18 protein-coding genes, 1 tRNA gene and 5 pseudogenes are annotated in these 15,843 nt (G+C 57.5%); 10 read left to right on the top strand and 14 right to left on the bottom strand.

Translation table 11 applies throughout. The features are described from left to right. Window positions 1-4: 4 nt before the first annotated feature. Both GGI48_RS28475 and GGI48_RS28470 read left to right on the top strand, forming a co-directional pair. A pseudogene (locus tag GGI48_RS28475) lies at window positions 5-1,026 on the top strand (XdhC family protein). A 358-nt stretch (window positions 1,027-1,384) separates the two neighbouring features. Next, a complete protein-coding gene (locus tag GGI48_RS28470) occupies window positions 1,385-1,687 on the top strand; it encodes a hypothetical protein (protein ID WP_152690425.1) in 303 nt (100 codons plus the stop codon). Here GGI48_RS28470 and GGI48_RS28465 read toward each other — a convergent pair. The 8 genes and pseudogenes from GGI48_RS28465 to GGI48_RS28430 form a co-directional block, all read right to left on the bottom strand. Beyond that, entirely contained in the window at window positions 1,653-2,078 is a 426-nt protein-coding gene (locus GGI48_RS28465; RefSeq protein ID WP_152690426.1) for a hypothetical protein, read from the bottom strand. The two genes, GGI48_RS28470 and GGI48_RS28465, sit on opposite strands and share 35 nt — an antisense overlap. 421 nt (window positions 2,079-2,499) lie before the next feature. Continuing rightward, window positions 2,500-2,748 (bottom strand): hypothetical protein, encoded by a 249-nt coding sequence (locus GGI48_RS28460; RefSeq protein ID WP_152690427.1) that lies wholly within the window; start codon window positions 2,746-2,748, stop codon window positions 2,500-2,502. 870 nt (window positions 2,749-3,618) lie between these two features. Beyond that, entirely contained in the window at window positions 3,619-3,852 is a 234-nt protein-coding gene (locus GGI48_RS28455; RefSeq protein ID WP_047304847.1) for a hypothetical protein, read from the bottom strand. Window positions 3,853-3,861: 9 nt separating this feature from the next. After that, window positions 3,862-4,218 (bottom strand): hypothetical protein, encoded by a 357-nt coding sequence (locus GGI48_RS28450; protein ID WP_080963100.1) that lies wholly within the window; start codon window positions 4,216-4,218, stop codon window positions 3,862-3,864. A gap of 43 nt (window positions 4,219-4,261) precedes the next feature. Then, window positions 4,262-4,996 carry an RHS repeat domain-containing protein gene (locus GGI48_RS31680; RefSeq protein ID WP_409565331.1) on the bottom strand — a complete coding sequence of 245 codons (735 nt, stop codon included), beginning with the start codon at window positions 4,994-4,996 and terminating at the stop codon, window positions 4,262-4,264. Between the two features lie 408 nt (window positions 4,997-5,404). After that, window positions 5,405-5,628 (bottom strand): annotated as a pseudogene (locus tag GGI48_RS28440) (phage holin family protein); the annotation flags it as partial. A 235-nt stretch (window positions 5,629-5,863) separates the two neighbouring features. Next, entirely contained in the window at window positions 5,864-6,394 is a 531-nt protein-coding gene (locus tag GGI48_RS28435; RefSeq protein ID WP_181957013.1) for a UDP-N-acetylglucosamine acyltransferase, read from the bottom strand. 159 nt (window positions 6,395-6,553) lie between these two features. Next, a pseudogene (locus GGI48_RS28430) lies at window positions 6,554-6,802 on the bottom strand (DUF1799 domain-containing protein). 133 nt (window positions 6,803-6,935) lie between these two features. Between GGI48_RS28430 and GGI48_RS28425 the strand changes: the two are divergent. After that, a pseudogene (locus tag GGI48_RS28425) lies at window positions 6,936-7,304 on the top strand (tyrosine-type recombinase/integrase); the annotation flags it as partial. 80 nt (window positions 7,305-7,384) lie between these two features. Here GGI48_RS28425 and GGI48_RS28420 read toward each other — a convergent pair. Then, window positions 7,385-7,471: transfer RNA gene (locus GGI48_RS28420), tRNA-Leu, on the bottom strand. 55 nt (window positions 7,472-7,526) lie between these two features. On the opposite strand from GGI48_RS28420, the gene GGI48_RS28415 reads away from it, so the two are divergent. Further along, window positions 7,527-7,805, top strand: coding sequence for a hypothetical protein (locus tag GGI48_RS28415; RefSeq protein WP_179665927.1), 279 nt, complete (start codon window positions 7,527-7,529; stop codon window positions 7,803-7,805). Between the two features lie 30 nt (window positions 7,806-7,835). Here the strand turns inward: GGI48_RS28415 and GGI48_RS28410 are convergent, their stop codons facing one another. Both GGI48_RS28410 and GGI48_RS28405 read right to left on the bottom strand, forming a co-directional pair. Continuing rightward, window positions 7,836-8,054, bottom strand: coding sequence for a hypothetical protein (locus tag GGI48_RS28410; protein WP_179601222.1), 219 nt, complete (start codon window positions 8,052-8,054; stop codon window positions 7,836-7,838). 244 nt (window positions 8,055-8,298) lie between these two features. After that, entirely contained in the window at window positions 8,299-8,565 is a 267-nt protein-coding gene (locus GGI48_RS28405; protein WP_179601220.1) for a DUF1652 domain-containing protein, read from the bottom strand. A gap of 357 nt (window positions 8,566-8,922) precedes the next feature. On the opposite strand from GGI48_RS28405, the pseudogene GGI48_RS28400 reads away from it, so the two are divergent. Next, window positions 8,923-9,045 (top strand): annotated as a pseudogene (locus tag GGI48_RS28400) (ATP-binding protein); the annotation flags it as partial. A gap of 642 nt (window positions 9,046-9,687) precedes the next feature. Here GGI48_RS28400 and GGI48_RS28395 read toward each other — a convergent pair. Then, window positions 9,688-10,296, bottom strand: coding sequence for an NAD(P)H-dependent oxidoreductase (locus GGI48_RS28395; protein WP_179601219.1), 609 nt, complete (start codon window positions 10,294-10,296; stop codon window positions 9,688-9,690). Window positions 10,297-10,390: 94 nt separating this feature from the next. Here GGI48_RS28395 and GGI48_RS28390 point away from each other — a divergent pair, with 94 nt between their 5' ends. From GGI48_RS28390 to GGI48_RS28380, 3 genes are all read left to right on the top strand, one after another. Beyond that, window positions 10,391-11,023, top strand: coding sequence for a TetR/AcrR family transcriptional regulator (locus tag GGI48_RS28390; RefSeq protein WP_042941816.1), 633 nt, complete (start codon window positions 10,391-10,393; stop codon window positions 11,021-11,023). Between the two features lie 95 nt (window positions 11,024-11,118). After that, window positions 11,119-11,841: an HAD family hydrolase gene (locus tag GGI48_RS28385; protein ID WP_409565330.1), complete on the top strand. Its 723-nt coding sequence runs from the start codon at window positions 11,119-11,121 to the stop codon at window positions 11,839-11,841. 161 nt (window positions 11,842-12,002) lie between these two features. Then, window positions 12,003-12,917 (top strand): hypothetical protein, encoded by a 915-nt coding sequence (locus GGI48_RS28380; RefSeq protein ID WP_179601218.1) that lies wholly within the window; start codon window positions 12,003-12,005, stop codon window positions 12,915-12,917. Here the strand turns inward: GGI48_RS28380 and GGI48_RS28375 are convergent. Next, on the bottom strand, window positions 12,904-13,389 hold the full coding sequence (locus GGI48_RS28375; protein WP_179601216.1) for a helix-turn-helix domain-containing protein: 486 nt from the start codon (window positions 13,387-13,389) through the stop codon (window positions 12,904-12,906). The genes GGI48_RS28380 and GGI48_RS28375 overlap by 14 nt on opposite strands. 113 nt (window positions 13,390-13,502) lie before the next feature. Here GGI48_RS28375 and fabF point away from each other — a divergent pair, with 113 nt between their 5' ends. Further along, window positions 13,503-14,771 carry a beta-ketoacyl-ACP synthase II gene (gene fabF / locus GGI48_RS28370; protein ID WP_179601215.1) on the top strand — a complete coding sequence of 423 codons (1,269 nt, stop codon included), beginning with the start codon at window positions 13,503-13,505 and terminating at the stop codon, window positions 14,769-14,771. 94 nt (window positions 14,772-14,865) lie between these two features. Here the strand turns inward: fabF and GGI48_RS28365 are convergent, their stop codons facing one another. Next, complete coding sequence (locus GGI48_RS28365) at window positions 14,866-15,099, bottom strand: YceK/YidQ family lipoprotein (RefSeq protein ID WP_016966873.1); 234 nt, start codon at window positions 15,097-15,099, stop codon at window positions 14,866-14,868. A 384-nt stretch (window positions 15,100-15,483) separates the two neighbouring features. On the opposite strand from GGI48_RS28365, the gene GGI48_RS28360 reads away from it, so the two are divergent. After that, a complete protein-coding gene (locus tag GGI48_RS28360) occupies window positions 15,484-15,729 on the top strand; it encodes a hypothetical protein (protein WP_016966874.1) in 246 nt (81 codons plus the stop codon). The last annotated feature ends 114 nt before the right edge of the window (window positions 15,730-15,843 follow it).

Raw genomic sequence — 15,843 nt, 5'->3', positions numbered from 1 at the left:
CCGGATGGAAAGCATCGATTTGCAAGTCCTGCGTACCGCGCGGGACTGGCGCGCCGCCGCAGAGCCGGTGCTGCTGGTCACGGTGGCGCGCACCTGGGGCTCTTCACCGCGCCCGGTGGGGTCGATGATGGCCCTGCGCGGGGATGGGCGAGTGGTGGGCAGCGTGTCCGGCGGCTGCATCGAGGACGACTTGATCCATCGCTATTGCACCGCCCATGGCGGCGCCGGATTCACGGAGGGGCTGCCTGAGGTGGTGCAGTATGGCGTCAGCGCCGACGACGCCCATCGCTTCGGCTTGCCTTGCGGCGGCACCCTGCAACTGGTTCTCGAGTTCAACCCGTCGGGGCCAGCGCTGGCGGAACTGGTCGCCGCACTCGACAGCGGACGCCTGATACGCCGCGGCCTGACTCTGGCCAGCAATGAGGTGACACTGACCGCCACGGCGACACCCGAGCAGTTCAGTTTCGACGGCCAGCAGATGTTCAATACCCTGGGGCCGGCGTATCGGCTGCTCATGATCGGCGCCGGCGCACTGGCCGAATACCTGGCCACCATGGCCTTGTTCAACGGCTTCAGGGTCGCGGTTTGCGACCCCCGTCCGCAATACATCGAAACCTGGGGGTACAGGGTGTGGAATGCATCATCGGCATGCCCGATGACGTGGTCCGCGACTTCGCCGTCGACCTCCGAACCTGCATCGTCGCCTTGAGCCACGACCCCAAGCTCGACGATCTCGCGCTCCTCGAAGCCCTCCACAGCCCGGCGTTCTACATCGGCGCCATCGGTTCGCGACGCAACAGCCAACTGCGCCGCGAACGCCTGATCGAGCATTTTGGTGAAACCCCGGCCTCACTCGAGCGCCTGCACGGACCGATCGGCATCTACATTGGCAGCAAGACACCTGCGGAAATCGCCGTCAGCGTGATGGCCGAGATCCTTGCCGCCAAGAACGGCGCCAGCTTGCCGAGCGCCTTCAGCGTCGCCCAGGCCAAACACGCCATTGAATCCGTAGCCTTGTCGCCCTAGCACCCGCGGCCCGCGGCTGCGACGAACCCTGTCCGGGGCTCAGGTCCTTCGCTCTTTGATCAGCACGACTGGCAGTTGGATCTGCTCGGGGGCTGGAGCTAGGCGGACACCAAAGTCGGATGACCCACGCCATTCGGGTGACCATAAACCTAAAAAATCATCGGCAATTCAAGGTTCACTCCCTATGGGGGCGAGTTGGTATCTATCCCCGGAACCACCCTCCAAAAGATTCTTCAGGGCTTTGGCTTTGCGTACATCTCGTTCCGCCACACAGTTATTGAATGCAGAACTCTGAACCGGGCCAGCGTCAAGACAAGGATCGCGATACTCCGGAGGTGGTGCGTGGGAACACCCAGCCATGAATAAAATCGCCAGCACCACGACAAACTGTCTCAAGTTCAATCCTCATATTAAAAATGGTGACTTTACCCCTCTATCTTTAAAGGATCCAACTTGGAAGGAAGAGTTCTCTCCCTGCTTGAGACGGCCAACATCAACGACACCCGCAGCGATAAAGCGCATCAATCAAGTTCAGATGAGCGATGACTGGATCGGACTAGAAGTGGCTCCGCTCTACCTCCCCATCCTGTATCTGATTGGGGAGGTGGAGCGAATGCACGCTCAGGTCAATGAGGCGGCAGGTAGCGTCCTTCGCAAGTGATAGATGAGCGTGATCCAACGCCCCCAAGATTTACCGTCCAACTAACGGCATTCGGATCGGAACCGTATATATCCGTCTTGTCCATCCCTCCATTCTTATGAATATTTATATGCAAGTTACTGCCGTTAATATTGAACAGCAAACTCGCGCCATCAGATGCGTACTTATTATCATTCACAAGAACCGGATCAATATTTAACGAAACCTGGCATTGCTCTCGAAAAAAACCCTCAGAATCCACACCCTCGACATTGAGCTGAGAGATTCCAGTATTGGGAGCATAAGTACTACTCATAGACTCCCAGCGACCAGCATTTGTGTACACCATTACATTTTCTAGTCGAAGCGGTACATTACCCTTGTGAGAAAAAACAAATAAAGTCTTTGCCATTTTAGTTCCCTTCCATGTTGAACAAGTCCGTCATGACCTTTTCATCAAACTTGAAGCACAGTAAAACTAGTGCTCGACTCCGTGTACGACCACACTAAACTTCCACTGATTGAAGGCGCAACGATACTTTTAATTGATAGTCGCTATAGCGACCAGGCACAAGTCATGCCTGAAGAAAAAGTTTTGATGTACGAATCCCCAGAAGCCGCGAGCATCCAGAGCGTAACCGGCTGGGGCGCCGCTGATGGCTGTTTCTGGGATAACGATTAGCATAGGGCGCACCGGCTGCCAGAAGGCCGGCGGCGTGGGCTTTGGCAACGTCACTAATGCACTGATGAAGCTGGAGAAGCAGCTCCAGGGCAAGAAATCCCGCCAGGAGTACATTTGTACTCCACCCGTAAAAACCGAACGCTCATCTAACTCAGCCGCTGAAAAATCGAATGACAGGAGCCAGGAAGCTGATCTTGTCCACCGATTTTACAAAGCGCTCAAAAGCCTTTTCGCTAAGAATGAATGCGGGTATGAAAAAGATGCTCGAAACCACAACAGTTAATAAAAACCCAGTCCAATCAGTACTAACAAAGACCGCGATCGCTACGCCCAGCATCAATAGCCCCATTAGAAAGAACAGCCGCCGAGCAAATTTTTGATGTGGATATTGATTGAACATGATGAGGCCACCCTTGCCACTTTCAATCACAGTAGTTCCAGGGTGGATTTTTGTCGAAGCATGCGCTCTTTACGGGAGGCCCAGGTAAGCGCTAACCAGTCCAGTCAGGTAATGGGCGCAGACGGCATCCGAGAAGATTAAGACGGCCCAGAGCTCTCGGTCCACCAGGTCGTCGCGGTGCCATCAGCTCGCGGCGAACACGCCAACCAACCCTACGGTAAACTAGGTATCCAGCCTATTGAGCTGGCGTAACAGAAACACCATGCGCTCGCTCCGTGGGGCATGTTTGAAATTGATCAGCCCCAGTAGCACTCCCAGCTCAGAGCGAAGGGTGCGGTGGGGCCGCAAGCGAAAAAACCTCACACAATAGCGAGATCCTGAATAGGTGCGCGTGTCTTTCCGTTGAACGCGAGACAACTAAAGACAAGCTATCGGCCGCCGATAGTGGTGTGCTATTCAATTTTTTCAATATCGCACCACTTGAAGTTGATCAATGCGCATTGATAAGGAGCGTCTCTTGCTTGATACCATTTATATCGTTGATGAATACCTAGCAAAGTCAAAACCTGGCCAGAACATCGGGGTTCAGGATGGTGGAATATCCAACACCCAATAGAAGCCGTTAAATGAAACGCTTTCAGTAGATTATGTCAATTATCAACTGTGATTGTATACGACCCGCGCTACTCGAAGCGAAATAGTGTGTGCCTGGTTTATTGCGCATTTATCATTCTTCGGCCTCGACTCCAAAGACTCCAGCTAATTGGACACAACTTCCCTATGGACTCTAGGAAAATCTCAAGGACCAAATCATGTTTAAATAAAAACCATGAAAACATGGTCTTTCCGGGGAGAGTTAAGAGAAATCACTCATTCGGCTGGATCCAGCTCAGCCATCCAGACATCCTCGTAACCCTCTCTGTCAATAATGAATTTTGCACCTTCAGGTAGGAAAAGACATTTCACTACCTCCGGAAACTCTTCCATTAAATGCCCGGAGTGAAGCGCTTGGTAAAAACCACTAACAGTGGTGTCGTCGGACACCAGCTTGCATTCATAACTCATTGCAAAAATAAATCCGTCCCAATTATTGGAACCAAGCATGCATTGACTTCATCCGTTGAGAAACCTCAAAAATTCTGCGAGTACTGAGGCCTCTGAACGCTCCAAAGCTTTCCTGATTTCGTCACAACCGCCTTTTGCAGACACCACCTTGCCCTTCAATATTCCCCCTTCAGGAGTACATATATCCAGACTTACAACAAAACTTCCGCCCTCTACTTGCTCACCTTCAAAAACAAGCTCAACTTCCTCGGGAAAAACCGTAACATATACAAAGAACTTGCCCCCCGCATAATCGTAATGACCACAGTTTCTACTTAATACACCGTCATGCTCTCTCGACGCCTGTCCATAAACCCTGTCTAAAAAATCCTGAAGAAGATCAACGCATTTTAGTTTTTCAGTCATTACTTCACCCCTTTGCGGCTTATTGATTTCAACACACCGTCAGTCAGGGCGTGATTGGATTCTGCTCCACGGGTATTTGCCCATGCCTTGAATCATCAGGATCGTCAGATGGACGAATAGTCACGTGCCCGCTCTCTTTGTCATTAATTACATCAAAACCACAAGAGCAAAGCGCTTCAACATCGAGTTCAACATATTTTCCAGGCCTCATATTGTCCACTGACATATCGGCTGACGAACCCGGAGCGTTACTTCCTTTACGAATATCATCTTTGTTCGGATGCGGTGTCATGCTGCTCGCCGTACCGGATCCACCTCTAAACACACTGCCCGTCGTCAAGGTCTTAGGTTTGAAGCGATTGAGTCCCAAAGGGTCAATCCAGCTCACTGGTTTAGAAGCATATTGATAGAGGTTTATGCCTCCAAAATAACTGATTGGGTCATGCGAAATAAACCGACCGATCTTCGGACCATAGTACCGATACCGATTGTAGTGCAGCCCTGTCTCATGATCGTGATACTGCCCCCACGCCTTGTACTGCGCGGTCCAAGCCATGTTGCCTTGTGAGTCCGTCAGTTCCTGCGGTGTTCCCAGGTGATCGCACTGGTACCAGGCCAACGCATCAAACGGTAATGTCGTGGCTTGGTGGTTCCATACTGGATCGTCATCAAGGTTGTATTCGCCACTGTAATCCGGCTGCCCCATCAGATTGATCGGCGCATGCCGTACAGCCTGTGCAACAGGGACAAAAGTGCCCGGTTCAAAGACGTAATGCACAATGCCATGAAGCCTCCTATTTCCAAGCCCGGTCAACTGGTCAACCAGTCAACTGGGGTCAACTAACTTTCAAACCCAGCCACTAACAAGATCCCGCGGGTTTCCGACCCCGTGTCCTTTGAAAGTCCCCAAGGTCCCCGGCGGTTTTCTGCCTGGTCCGGTCGGTCGAACCGACATCCGACTGCCATGCCCTGCCCCCATCCCGTTGGAAAGACGGACATCCCTGCGAAGGTTTCAGCTAGAGAGAATCCGCGAGTTCGATAACCCGTGCATGGGGCTGCCCTCAGGGAGGACCGGTAAAAAATCGGCGCCCTGCCCGGCCTGCCCGACTCATACCTTCGGCTCGGCCTCGCTCAGGTCCAGCCGCTTGGCCACCCAGCGTTCGTACAAGCCGATGGCGACATCAGCGCCGGCCATCGCGGTCAGGCACCCAAGGCGCCCGCTGTCCAGATCGACAGACCCGCACCGAACAGCAACATGATCGCTGACACGCCGCAGACGATGCAGGCGCCGGAGCGAAGTGCGAGGCGGCGCAACAACGCCCAGCCTCGCGCCCCGTCCTTGTCTGCGCGCCACATCTCGCCAGACACTCCGCCAACCAGAGACAGGGCAATCACCAACCAGATCGGCATCTCTGCCAGTGCCTGTTGCTCGTTCGTCATTGCCCTACCCCTTAAACAAAAAGACCCGGCGCATTGGCCGGATCAGGTGGTGGGTGCCCCACAAGCAGGTACTTTTCGGTAGGCAATAAAAAACCCGCTCAAGGCGGGCTTTTTACAGAAGTACATCCAGAAACTTTCTTTACAAGCTGCTGAAAATTGGTTTCAGATAGACGCTATCACAGACAGCAGCTCGTTGATAGTTAAATCAAGCATCCAACTTAACAGTGCTAATTGCCTCAAGAAAAATGCGAATATTTTCCTGGACAGCTCTATTTATGGACTCTTTGAGTCTGGTCACACCATAGAATGCATAGGTACCAGACACAGTGCCAATATTTGAGACCTCCCTTTCATAAATGACCTTTCCTGTTTTTCTGTTCACGATTTGATAGATGGCACTCGCTTTGGTGGTCATAGACGCACCTCCACCAGGAATATCCAATTCCGTGATCTTCACAAAAACATTCACCTTCCTCGCCGAATCATCATCAAAGACCGCGATTCGGTTGACTCCCTCTCTCAGCGAACTCTCCCACAGCCCAGGAACACCCTCTCCACTTGACGGTATTTCTCCACGCGTTTCCGACGGCCCCGCAAACGAGACAGATATAGACTTTAAGTCCGCATCAATTTTCCGGGTGGAAGGCTCGAGCCCCTGAACGGAAAAATTCAGCGGCGGCGGTGACGCGCAACCTGCCAAAAAAGCTATGGCCAGAGCTCCAATCAAAACTCTCATGCTGATCCCTCATCGTGATTTGGCGAGACTCTAACATCGCATGTGGGAAGTACTAAACCCCCTCCCAGACGAGGTATTGCGCAGATGGAGATGCGATTGGCTGATACGGTTGGAGCCACAGGAGCACCGAACCTCCTTCAACACTGAGGACCAAGCGCTTCAACCACTGCCTCTCTGTTCAGCCATTACGGCCAGGGCCTCAGCCTCCATCTGCCGGATGTCACTGAAAATGCTTTGCCTGGAGCCAGCCGGCACGCCACACATTCGGATGACGCTCGGCAGGACGCCTTAGTCCAGACCGGTAGCGCCGCACGCGCCGACCCGCCACTGGGTGCTCATCGCTTCGAAAACGGTGAAGGCCGGCCAGTTGTCTGGCCAGACCTCACAATCGCCCGTGAGATCACCCACCCGAAAGCCAAAGGTCTTCAGTTCTTCAGCCGAAGGCCCTTGCTCGTAGAGTGCGCGCGCGGCGCTTAGGAGTTTCCCAGGCGGGTCTGATTGAACACCTCGGAATATGCAGCCAATACCGCGCTGGGTAGCTGTTCAGCAAGGAAAGACCAAGGCAAAACGCCGCATTGAAATCACTGGCGAACTGAAGATTGTTCTTGATCGAATAATGGCGAGGAAGGACTCCCACCAATTCCGCTCGACGCGGCTGATCGTTTTGGAAGATGGCACACCATTGACGGTGGCAATGCTACGAAGAAGATTCGACCTTGCTCGAGAGGCGGCCGGGGTTAAAAAGGCTGATTTTCAAATGAGGGATCTGCGCGCAAAAGCAGGCACGGACAAGTTCGAAGCTAGCGGAGATATTTTGCAGGCGCGCGACCAGCTTGGGCACACAACTGTCGTCATGACCGAACACTATATTCGCAACCGGATAGGCAAGAAGGTGTCGCCAACAAAGTAGATTGCGGCAACATTGTAGGATTGCGGCAATTTGCATTCTGTCTAAGGAGCAATGAAAGAAGCCTAACCCCTTGATATATATGGTGCCCGAAGCCGGAATCGAACCGGCACGCCCTTACGAGCGGGGGATTTTAAGTCCCATGCGTCTACCAGTTTCGCCATTCGGGCGGTAGCGCGATCACGCGGCACTGGAGCTGTATATAGGCATCAGCCCGTCCAGTGCTTGAAGCAGGGAGAGGAATATATACATCCAGCCCAGGTGAAGCAAGAACGGAGTCTGCAAAAATACCCGCTTCTGCGCTCACTAAACTCAGTTAAAAAGCACGCTAAATCAGGGATCTACAGCATCCGTTCATTTGCCGACAAGAAGACCTCCATGCATCTCGGCACCTGCGTCGGCGGCGGCAAGACTAACATGGCATCAACGGCTAACCAACTGATTTTTAACGACTTATTATCAAGCGACAGCGCATTTGAAACGGGCGTCGGGCAGCGCGGATGAGCGCACCGGGCGTGGCTGGGCAATCAAGGGTCAGGCCTCGGCCGAAAAACTCAGCGATAACTTGAGCTTGAGCGCTTCGTCCTTGGTTGCGGTCTGTTCGCGCTCCAGCTGGGTGGAAAATGCTTGCGTTACCACTGGCGTATCGCGGACTTCAGCGCCCTTGACCTGCGCAACGCCGCGATTGCGCTCCAACACTTTGGACAGTTGGGCGTAGGTGTAATTGCCAGGGCGCGTATTGCCTATGTTCATGAAGGTCATCCTTGATATCGAATCAATCCGCTAATGCCTGCGATGACCAGCAACCAGGGAAAACCCGGGCATGCTGCCTGATGTCGCAAACAAGGGAGAAATGCCGCCGAAAAAAACGCCGATTGCCGATGGAGTTCGCCCAGTACACATGACCTCGCCATCCATGAACCGGTAAAGAGTCATATGATACCGGGCGAACCGCATAACGATATGGGTTCGCAATAACATGTTCAACTGTCAGCAATCACTGGCCGGCATGGTGGGTGAAGCCACCGGCAAAGGCCCTGCGCCCAGCCCGAAGTTCGGTGCGCAACTCGCCGATCAGATTGGAGATATCTCGCACGCTGGTGAGTTCGGCGGTGGAAACCCCCGGCAACAGCAGGTCCACTCGCCCCGTCTCGGCGTCGTAGATCTTGATGGTCAAGACACCATTGGCAGTCAGGCTGCAGGTGCAGGAAAGCGGGAGAAAGCCGGACTCCAGTATGTGACAAAGCTCGCTGGTGGAGAGCATGGCCGTCTCGCCTGTGTGAGATTGGGTGGACTTTTCCCGATCAGGATAGGCCAGCATCTGAGCTTGTGTGTCGAAAAACACACAAAAAACGATAACTGCCTCACAGTTCCTCAATGCAATTGCCACCTGCTGCCGAGCCTTCAATCACCGACGGATTGGCACGAAGATTTTCTGTGTTTACGGCCTTCGATTGTGTAGATTTCAGCCCATGAGCCTGAATCCTTGGCAACTGCGCACCGCGATTATTACCACCTGCATCAGCCAGGTGGGCTAGCGGCTGTCCAAACCGCCACCAACCCGCCTCGAAGGCGGGTTCATCACCGCTCTTCTGAGGCAAGCCACCCCAGGAGACACAACATGACCCCGTCGTCCCCCACCACGCTGCACCTGTTATGCGGCAAGATCGCCTCGGGCAAGTCCACCTTGGCCAGTCATCTGGCAAAGGCTGGCGGCAGTGTATTGATCAGCGAGGAGCAGTTCGCGTTGATCTGCCGCTACTTCGTGGCTCCGCAGGCGGATGAAGGACTGCACATCGTCGTTCACCCGGTCGCCTGAAGTTCTACCAACGGGCTCTGCAAGGAGCCCGACTGTCAGTCCGGTAACGAAGATGTGCCGTGCCAAGGGGCGGCGAAGTCAAATTTCAGGCAAAAAAAAGCCCAAGTAGCTGATGGACACTTGGGACTAAAAATGCATAAACCGTGGTAGGTGAACGCGGAGCTATAGTAACGGAACAGTACATTCTGTAACAAGATATTTTGAGAAAAAAAACGCAAATATAATCACCTAAGTCATTAAATATCCACACTTTTTTTGAGTCTTTGGTTTTTTGAAGGGGCGCTCTTCAAGCGTTTTTGCGAGCGTGAGGTGGCTGCGCGCAAGCCTCGTCAGGCTTAAACAAAAGTGCGCCGAAAATTCACAGAATCGCAACAGACAGACGTGCCTGCCCATCATAAATTGCCGGCACCTTTCTCAATGGTGTGCGCTGGTATGAATGAATTTCTCGACGCCCTGCCCCTGGTGCTCTGCCTGACCACCTTTGCCTGGTGCTGCTGGGGCTGAAAGGCGCCAATCCCATTGATCACGCCCCTGCACCGTCCCTCCCCTGCCGCAGCCTTATCGCCCTCACGCCGACTCGCTTTCCTGTCTGACGCTGAACAACGTCTGTCCGAGCGCATGCGCCTGTTCCAGAGCCGGGGCCACCTCGCCGCCCTCGGACTCAAAGAGCAATTGCGAACTCAGCACTCGGGCTCCGCAGTAGTCAAAGATGCCGTGATCGATCTGGGTCTGCATCGCTTGCCGATAACCATGCCGTTCATAGGTGCCGACATCGGCTCCAGCCACGCCCAACAGGTGCACCTGCAAATGCCCGAGTTTTTTCACCAGCTTGGCGTCCGCTCGAAAGTCGAAGGCCCAGCCATTGGCGAAAACCCGATCGATCCAACCCTTGAGCAACGCCGGCATGGACCACCAGTACACCGGATAGACCAGCACCAGGGCGTCGGCACGCTCGATACGCGCCTGTTCGGCCTGCACATCCGCGGGAGGCGGCGCCTGAGTGCGATGCACCGCGATATCGGCGGCGGCGAAACGCGGGTCAAATCCTTCAGCCCACAGGTCGGCGATCTCGCAGGAATGTTCGCAAGAGCGCCCAAGCCCCTCGGCAATCTGCCGCGCGAGACTGTGGGTCAGGGATTTGCGGTCGTGATGAGCGACAACGATGAGAGCGTGCATGACGAGTACTCCAAAGGATGGATTGCGCCGGATGAACTGGCATCTATATACTTTTAGTAAGTTACGATTTTTAAGTTACCTTTGGTATATAAGCATGTCAAGCCGCCAGAAATCCGCCCCTGCTGCCGTGCCGCGGCGTCGCCTGTCCCGGGAACAGCGCCTGCAACAGTTGATCGCCGTGGCCTGGCAGATTGTCCGCGAGCACGGCACCGAAGCCCTGACCTTGGGCCACCTGGCGGAACAGGCCGAGGTCACCAAGCCGGTGGTCTACGACCATTTCGCCACTCGGGCCGTGCTGCTGGCGACGCTCTATGAGGATTTCGACCAGCGCCAGACCGCGCTGATGGATCGGGCCCTGCAAGCCTGTGAACCAACCCTGGCCGCCCGTTCCGCGGTCATTGCCAGCTCATATGTGGAGTGCGTGCTGCTGCAGGGCCGGGAAATCCCGGGGGTCATCGCGGCCCTGGCCAGCTCACCGGAGCTTGAGAACATCAAGCGCGACTACCAGCGGCTATTCCTGGAAAAATGCCGCGCCAACCTGGAGCCCTTCGCTGCCGGCGCGGTGCTGACCACGGCCGGCTTACGGGCGATGCTCGGTGCCGCCGAAGCGCTCTCCCACGCGGCGGCTCTGGGGGAGATCAGCCCTGAACAAGCCCAGGAAGAACTGCGCATCACCATCGTCGCCATGGTTGAAAGAGCGCGCAGCCGCGCCGCCACTGCGAACTAAGAGCGTTATCGCCCAGGCAGCAAGGCGTAAACTGCTACCAACCCTGTCCCTCCCGGCGGTCCCACCAAGAGGCCGCCCCCACCACCGAGAACAGCATGTCGCCCCACTCCCCTGCGCCCACGCCCATGACTCCCTCGACGGCAGACGGTCAAACGCCTGCGCCCAGCCTGGACACCCTGGCAGTGGACGCCAACGCCGCCCAGGTGCTCTCGGTATTCGACTTTGACGGCACCCTGACCCGCCATGACAGCTTCGTGCCCTTTCTGCGGTTTGCCTTTGGCAAGCAGCGCTTCAACCGGCAAATACTCAGGCTGGCCTTGCCCAGCCTGGAGTATCTGGCTCGGCGAATGGACCGCGACCAGCTCAAGGCGCAACTGATCCGCACCTTTCTGAGCGGTGTCGAGGCGACATGGGTGCAACAACAGGCCGAAGCCTTCTGCCGGCGGTCCTGGAGCCGGCTGATGCGTCCAAACGGCCTGCAGGCCGTGGCCGACGAGCTGCGCTCCGGGGCACAGGTAACCCTGTGCTCGGCCTCGCCGGCCCTGGTCCTGCAACCTTTCGCCACGCGCCTGGGCATCCAGCTGATCGGCACGGAACTGGAGGTGGTCGACGGCGTGCTGACCGGACATATCGCAGGTCACAATTGCCGTTGCCAGAACAAGGTACTGCGCCTGGAAAGCGTCTACGGTCCATTGAGCCAATACCGTGTCCGGGCCTGGGGCGATACCCGGGGTGATCACGAGCTGCTGGCGGCGGCCCAGGACCCTCACTGGCGGCACTTCCACCCGAGCTGGCGCCGCGGGCAACCCCCTCGCTGACGCCCCCGGGCGCCCGACCAACGGCCGGTCGCCCGGGCCAGGATTCGCTATACCCAAGAGCAAGCGCCGGAACGCTCGCCAACACGCCGAGCACCCGCGCGCAGAAGCGGCTCACGCGGACTCAGGACATCAGCCGCCCAACAAGGAGAGGGCCTGCCACGATGAAAGCTCATGCTTATCTACTGCGTACCCTGGCCGTGCTGCTGGCGGTCATCGTCCCCGCGGTCATCCTCCTGGGGCATACCCGTCCCACCACCTACCCGCCGTTTGCCCCCCACCTCGACTGGCCTCGGCTGAGCGCCTGGGCTTGCAGCCTGCTGGGCCTGGCGGCGCTGTTCGTGCTGGCCGGCCTGCGCATTCGCGGGCGGGTGCTCGGGGTGCTGATCGACGAGCGCAATCGCTACTCGCTGTCACGTCTGCAGATGAGCCTGTGGACCCTGCTGGTGCTGGCCACCTTGTACACGGTGTACATCGCCAACATTGTCCGCGGCGATGCCACCACGGCGCTGACAGTGGACCTGGATTACAACCTGATCGCATTGATGGGGTTCAGCCTGGCCAGTTTTGTCAGCGCGCCCATGGCCCTGAGTCGCAAAGCCGAGCAACCCACCGACAGCCGCGCGCTGGCCAGCACTGGCCAACAGTTGCTCGACAGCCAGAACCTCGCCGCCAGGCCTTCGGCCAATGGCCAGGTGTTGATGAAAGGTGATCCCAAGGACGCGCGACTGGCCGATCTGATTCGCGGTGAGGACGTGACCAACGGCACCATCGTCGACCTGCCGCGCCTGCAGATGCTGTTGATCACCGTGCTGGTGATCCTGGTTTACGGGGCAGCCGTTGGTCATAGCCTGGGGTCCGGCTACTGGGTGCTGCAGGACCTGCCGAAACTGCACACCACGCTGCTGTTGCTGGCCCTGATCAGCCACAGCGGCTACGTGGTCGGCAAACTGATCCCCACGAGCCTGAACCCTGCCGCGAGCGGCCCCATGCCAGCCCTTGAGTCCCAGCAGCCTGGGCCAGCTGGCGCGGGCGTGGTGCAGAATCAGCCGGCCCCCGGCGCGCTCAATCCGCCATAGTCGCAAAGCGCTGGCGCATGCTGGCACTGGCGGCGGGCCCTGCCTGCACGGTGCAGTCCTGCAACGGCACCAGGCGCCCGTCGACCATATCCGCCATGACCGGCTGCACCGGTCGCCCGCTTTCACGCTCGATCAGTTGCACGCTCTCGCCTTCGGGAGCGAAGTGGCGGTTGCCCCACGCGACGAACGCCAGCAACACCACGCGAAAGTCCTCGCCCTTGGCGGTGGGCACATATTCATGGCGCAAGGGCCGCTCGCTGTAGACACGACGCTCCAGCAACCCGTCCTCCACCAGCGCGTTCAGGCGCCGAGTCAGCATGTTCGGGGCGATCTGCAGGCTGCGGGAGAACTCGTCGAAACGCTTCAAGCCATGCAAGGCGTCGCGCATGATCAAGATGCTCCACCATTCGCCAACCCGCTCCAGGCTCCGGGCAATCGGACATTCGGCTTCGATCAGACTTTTTCGTTGCATGACGGGCTCCTGCAGCGCATCTCGGTTTTTGTGGATCCGAATGTTACTTTCATGATGATAGTATCGTCCACGTTTCGTTGTTTCCCCCAAACAAGCGAAGGAGCAGGACCCGTATGAGTAAACGCATCGTAGTCACCGGCATGGGCGCAATCACTCCACTGGGCTGTGGCGTCGAGCAGGTCTGGCAACGCCTGCTGGCGGGGCAGTCCGGCATCCGTCAACTGCCGGAGGAGTTCATCCAGGGCCTGTCCACCACCATTGGCGGCCAGGTGCCCGACTCGCAACAGGATCCCCAGGCCGGCTTCGATCCGGACCGCCTGCTGGCGCCCAAGGAACAGCGCAAGATGGATCGCTTCATTCTCTTTGCCCTGGCCGCGGCGGAAGAAGCCCTGGCCCAGGCGCGGTGGAAGCCCGACAACGCTGCCGCCCAGGAACGCACCGCTACCATCATTGCCTCGGGAGTCGGAGGCTTCCCGGCCATTGCCGATGCCGTGCGCACCACCGACAGCAAAGGCCCGCGGCGCCTGTCGCCCTTCACCATTCCGTCCTTCCTGAGCAATATGGCCGCCGGCCACGTTTCGATTCGCCACGGCCTCAAGGGGCCACTGGGGGCGCCTGTGACTGCCTGCGCGGCCGGGGTCCAGGCTATCGGTGACGCGGCGCGAATGATCCGCGCCGGAGAAATCGACATCGCCGTCTGTGGCGGAGCGGAAGCGGCGATTCACCAAGTCAGCCTGGCTGGCTTCGCCGCCGCACGCGCCTTGTCCAGCGATTACAACGACACGCCGCAGCGCGCCTCGCGCCCCTTCGATCAGGCCCGGGACGGGTTTGTCATGGGCGAAGGCGCCGGTCTGCTGGTCATCGAGGAGCTGGAGCATGCCCTGGCCCGGGGCGCGCAACCCATCGCCGAACTGGTGGGCTATGGCACCAGCGCCGATGCCTACCACATGACTGCCGGCCCGGAAGATGGCGACGGCGCCCGGCGTGCCATGCAGCAGGCACTGAGTCAGGCCGGGGTCCAGCCGACCCAGGTACAGCATCTGAACGCCCATGCCACTTCCACCCCCGTGGGCGACAAAGGCGAACTGGCAGCGATCAGGAGCGTATTTGGCAGCGGCCGCGGCCCGGCCATCAGCGCGACCAAATCCGCCACCGGCCATTTGCTGGGCGCGGCCGGCGGGATCGAGGCGATCTTTACCATCCTTGCCTTGCGCGACCAGATCGCCCCGGCCACGCTCAACCTGGAGAACCCCGACCACGACGCCGCGGGGCTTGATCTGGTCAGCGGCCAGGCACGTAAGGTGGCCATGCAATACGCCCTGTCCAACGGCTTCGGTTTTGGCGGGGTCAATGCCAGCGTGCTGTTCAAGCGCTGGGAATAGTGCTGCCAGTCGACAGACTCCGTGTCGGGGTTGCAGTCGCCCTGGGCTGCAACCCCGCCTGTCTGGCCCAAGCCGGACATAGGCGCGCCGGGCATCAAAGCGAGCAGCTGTACTGATATTCAAAAGGAAACATCAGCGTATCCACCACGCCGGAAAACGGTGCATCCAGCGCCAGCAATGGCCAGAGCACGCCGTTGTTTTCCTTCGCCAGGGCCCAGTCCATGCGCACACCGATATAGGGGCAGGTGTAGGGGGTGGTTCGGGTCATCAAGGCCGTGCATCCATTCAGCCCCAGGGCCAGGGCCAGCAACAACAGATTTCGCAACACGTAACATCCTTATGACTGTCATCGGCAAACGCCCTGAGCGTTGCCTGACCGAGGCGCCAGCGCACCATTTCAAGCCTTGTCATCGCAATGGATATGCAGGCTGTGCGCAGGGTGGCGATGGATCCGGGAGCAGCATCGTCTCAAGGCTTGCTTGAGCACGCGCCTGACGCTGGAGATCACCCTTTGTCAGTCTGCAGCGCACAGAACAAAGCGGGTGGTGACGCGGGCCCGAATGGTACACAGCGCGGCCTCCGAGTGCAGGAAATTCAGCGTACAAAAGCCCGTTCGCCAACGGGCTACCCCAGTGACAGCCCAGCAGCGCTTTAGTTAAACTAGTAGTGGCTCATAGCCATTATCTTTGATCACAGTGACCGCAGGGGTTGTATGTACGATTTAACGAATCTGGTCGTTGTCGATAGCCCGTTTGGCTTGAATGTCCTGCAAGTCACCGCGGACCTGGTGGCCGGCGCGCTGGAGGAGCTGCTGCAAAATTGCGCAAGCGGCGCGAGCATCACTCAGAAACTCGACTACTCCATTCTGAGCCTCTATCAAGACAAGCTCGAAGCGGCCATTCGTGACACGAGTCTGCCGGCGCTGCCCATGCCCAGTGCCACCGATAGTCTTTGCTGATTCGTCACAAGCCAAAGGCGATGCCGCCCAGCGTCACGCTGATGATCAAGAAGGCAACGATTACGCGCTGCACGTCGGTTCGGTTGTCCATGGTTCTGTGCTTTCAGTTCTTTG

The organism is Pseudomonas protegens (genome assembly GCF_013407925.2).
Lineage (GTDB): Bacteria > Pseudomonadota > Gammaproteobacteria > Pseudomonadales > Pseudomonadaceae > Aquipseudomonas > Aquipseudomonas fluorescens_AP.
This window is presented reverse-complemented; position numbering and strand designations above follow the sequence as displayed.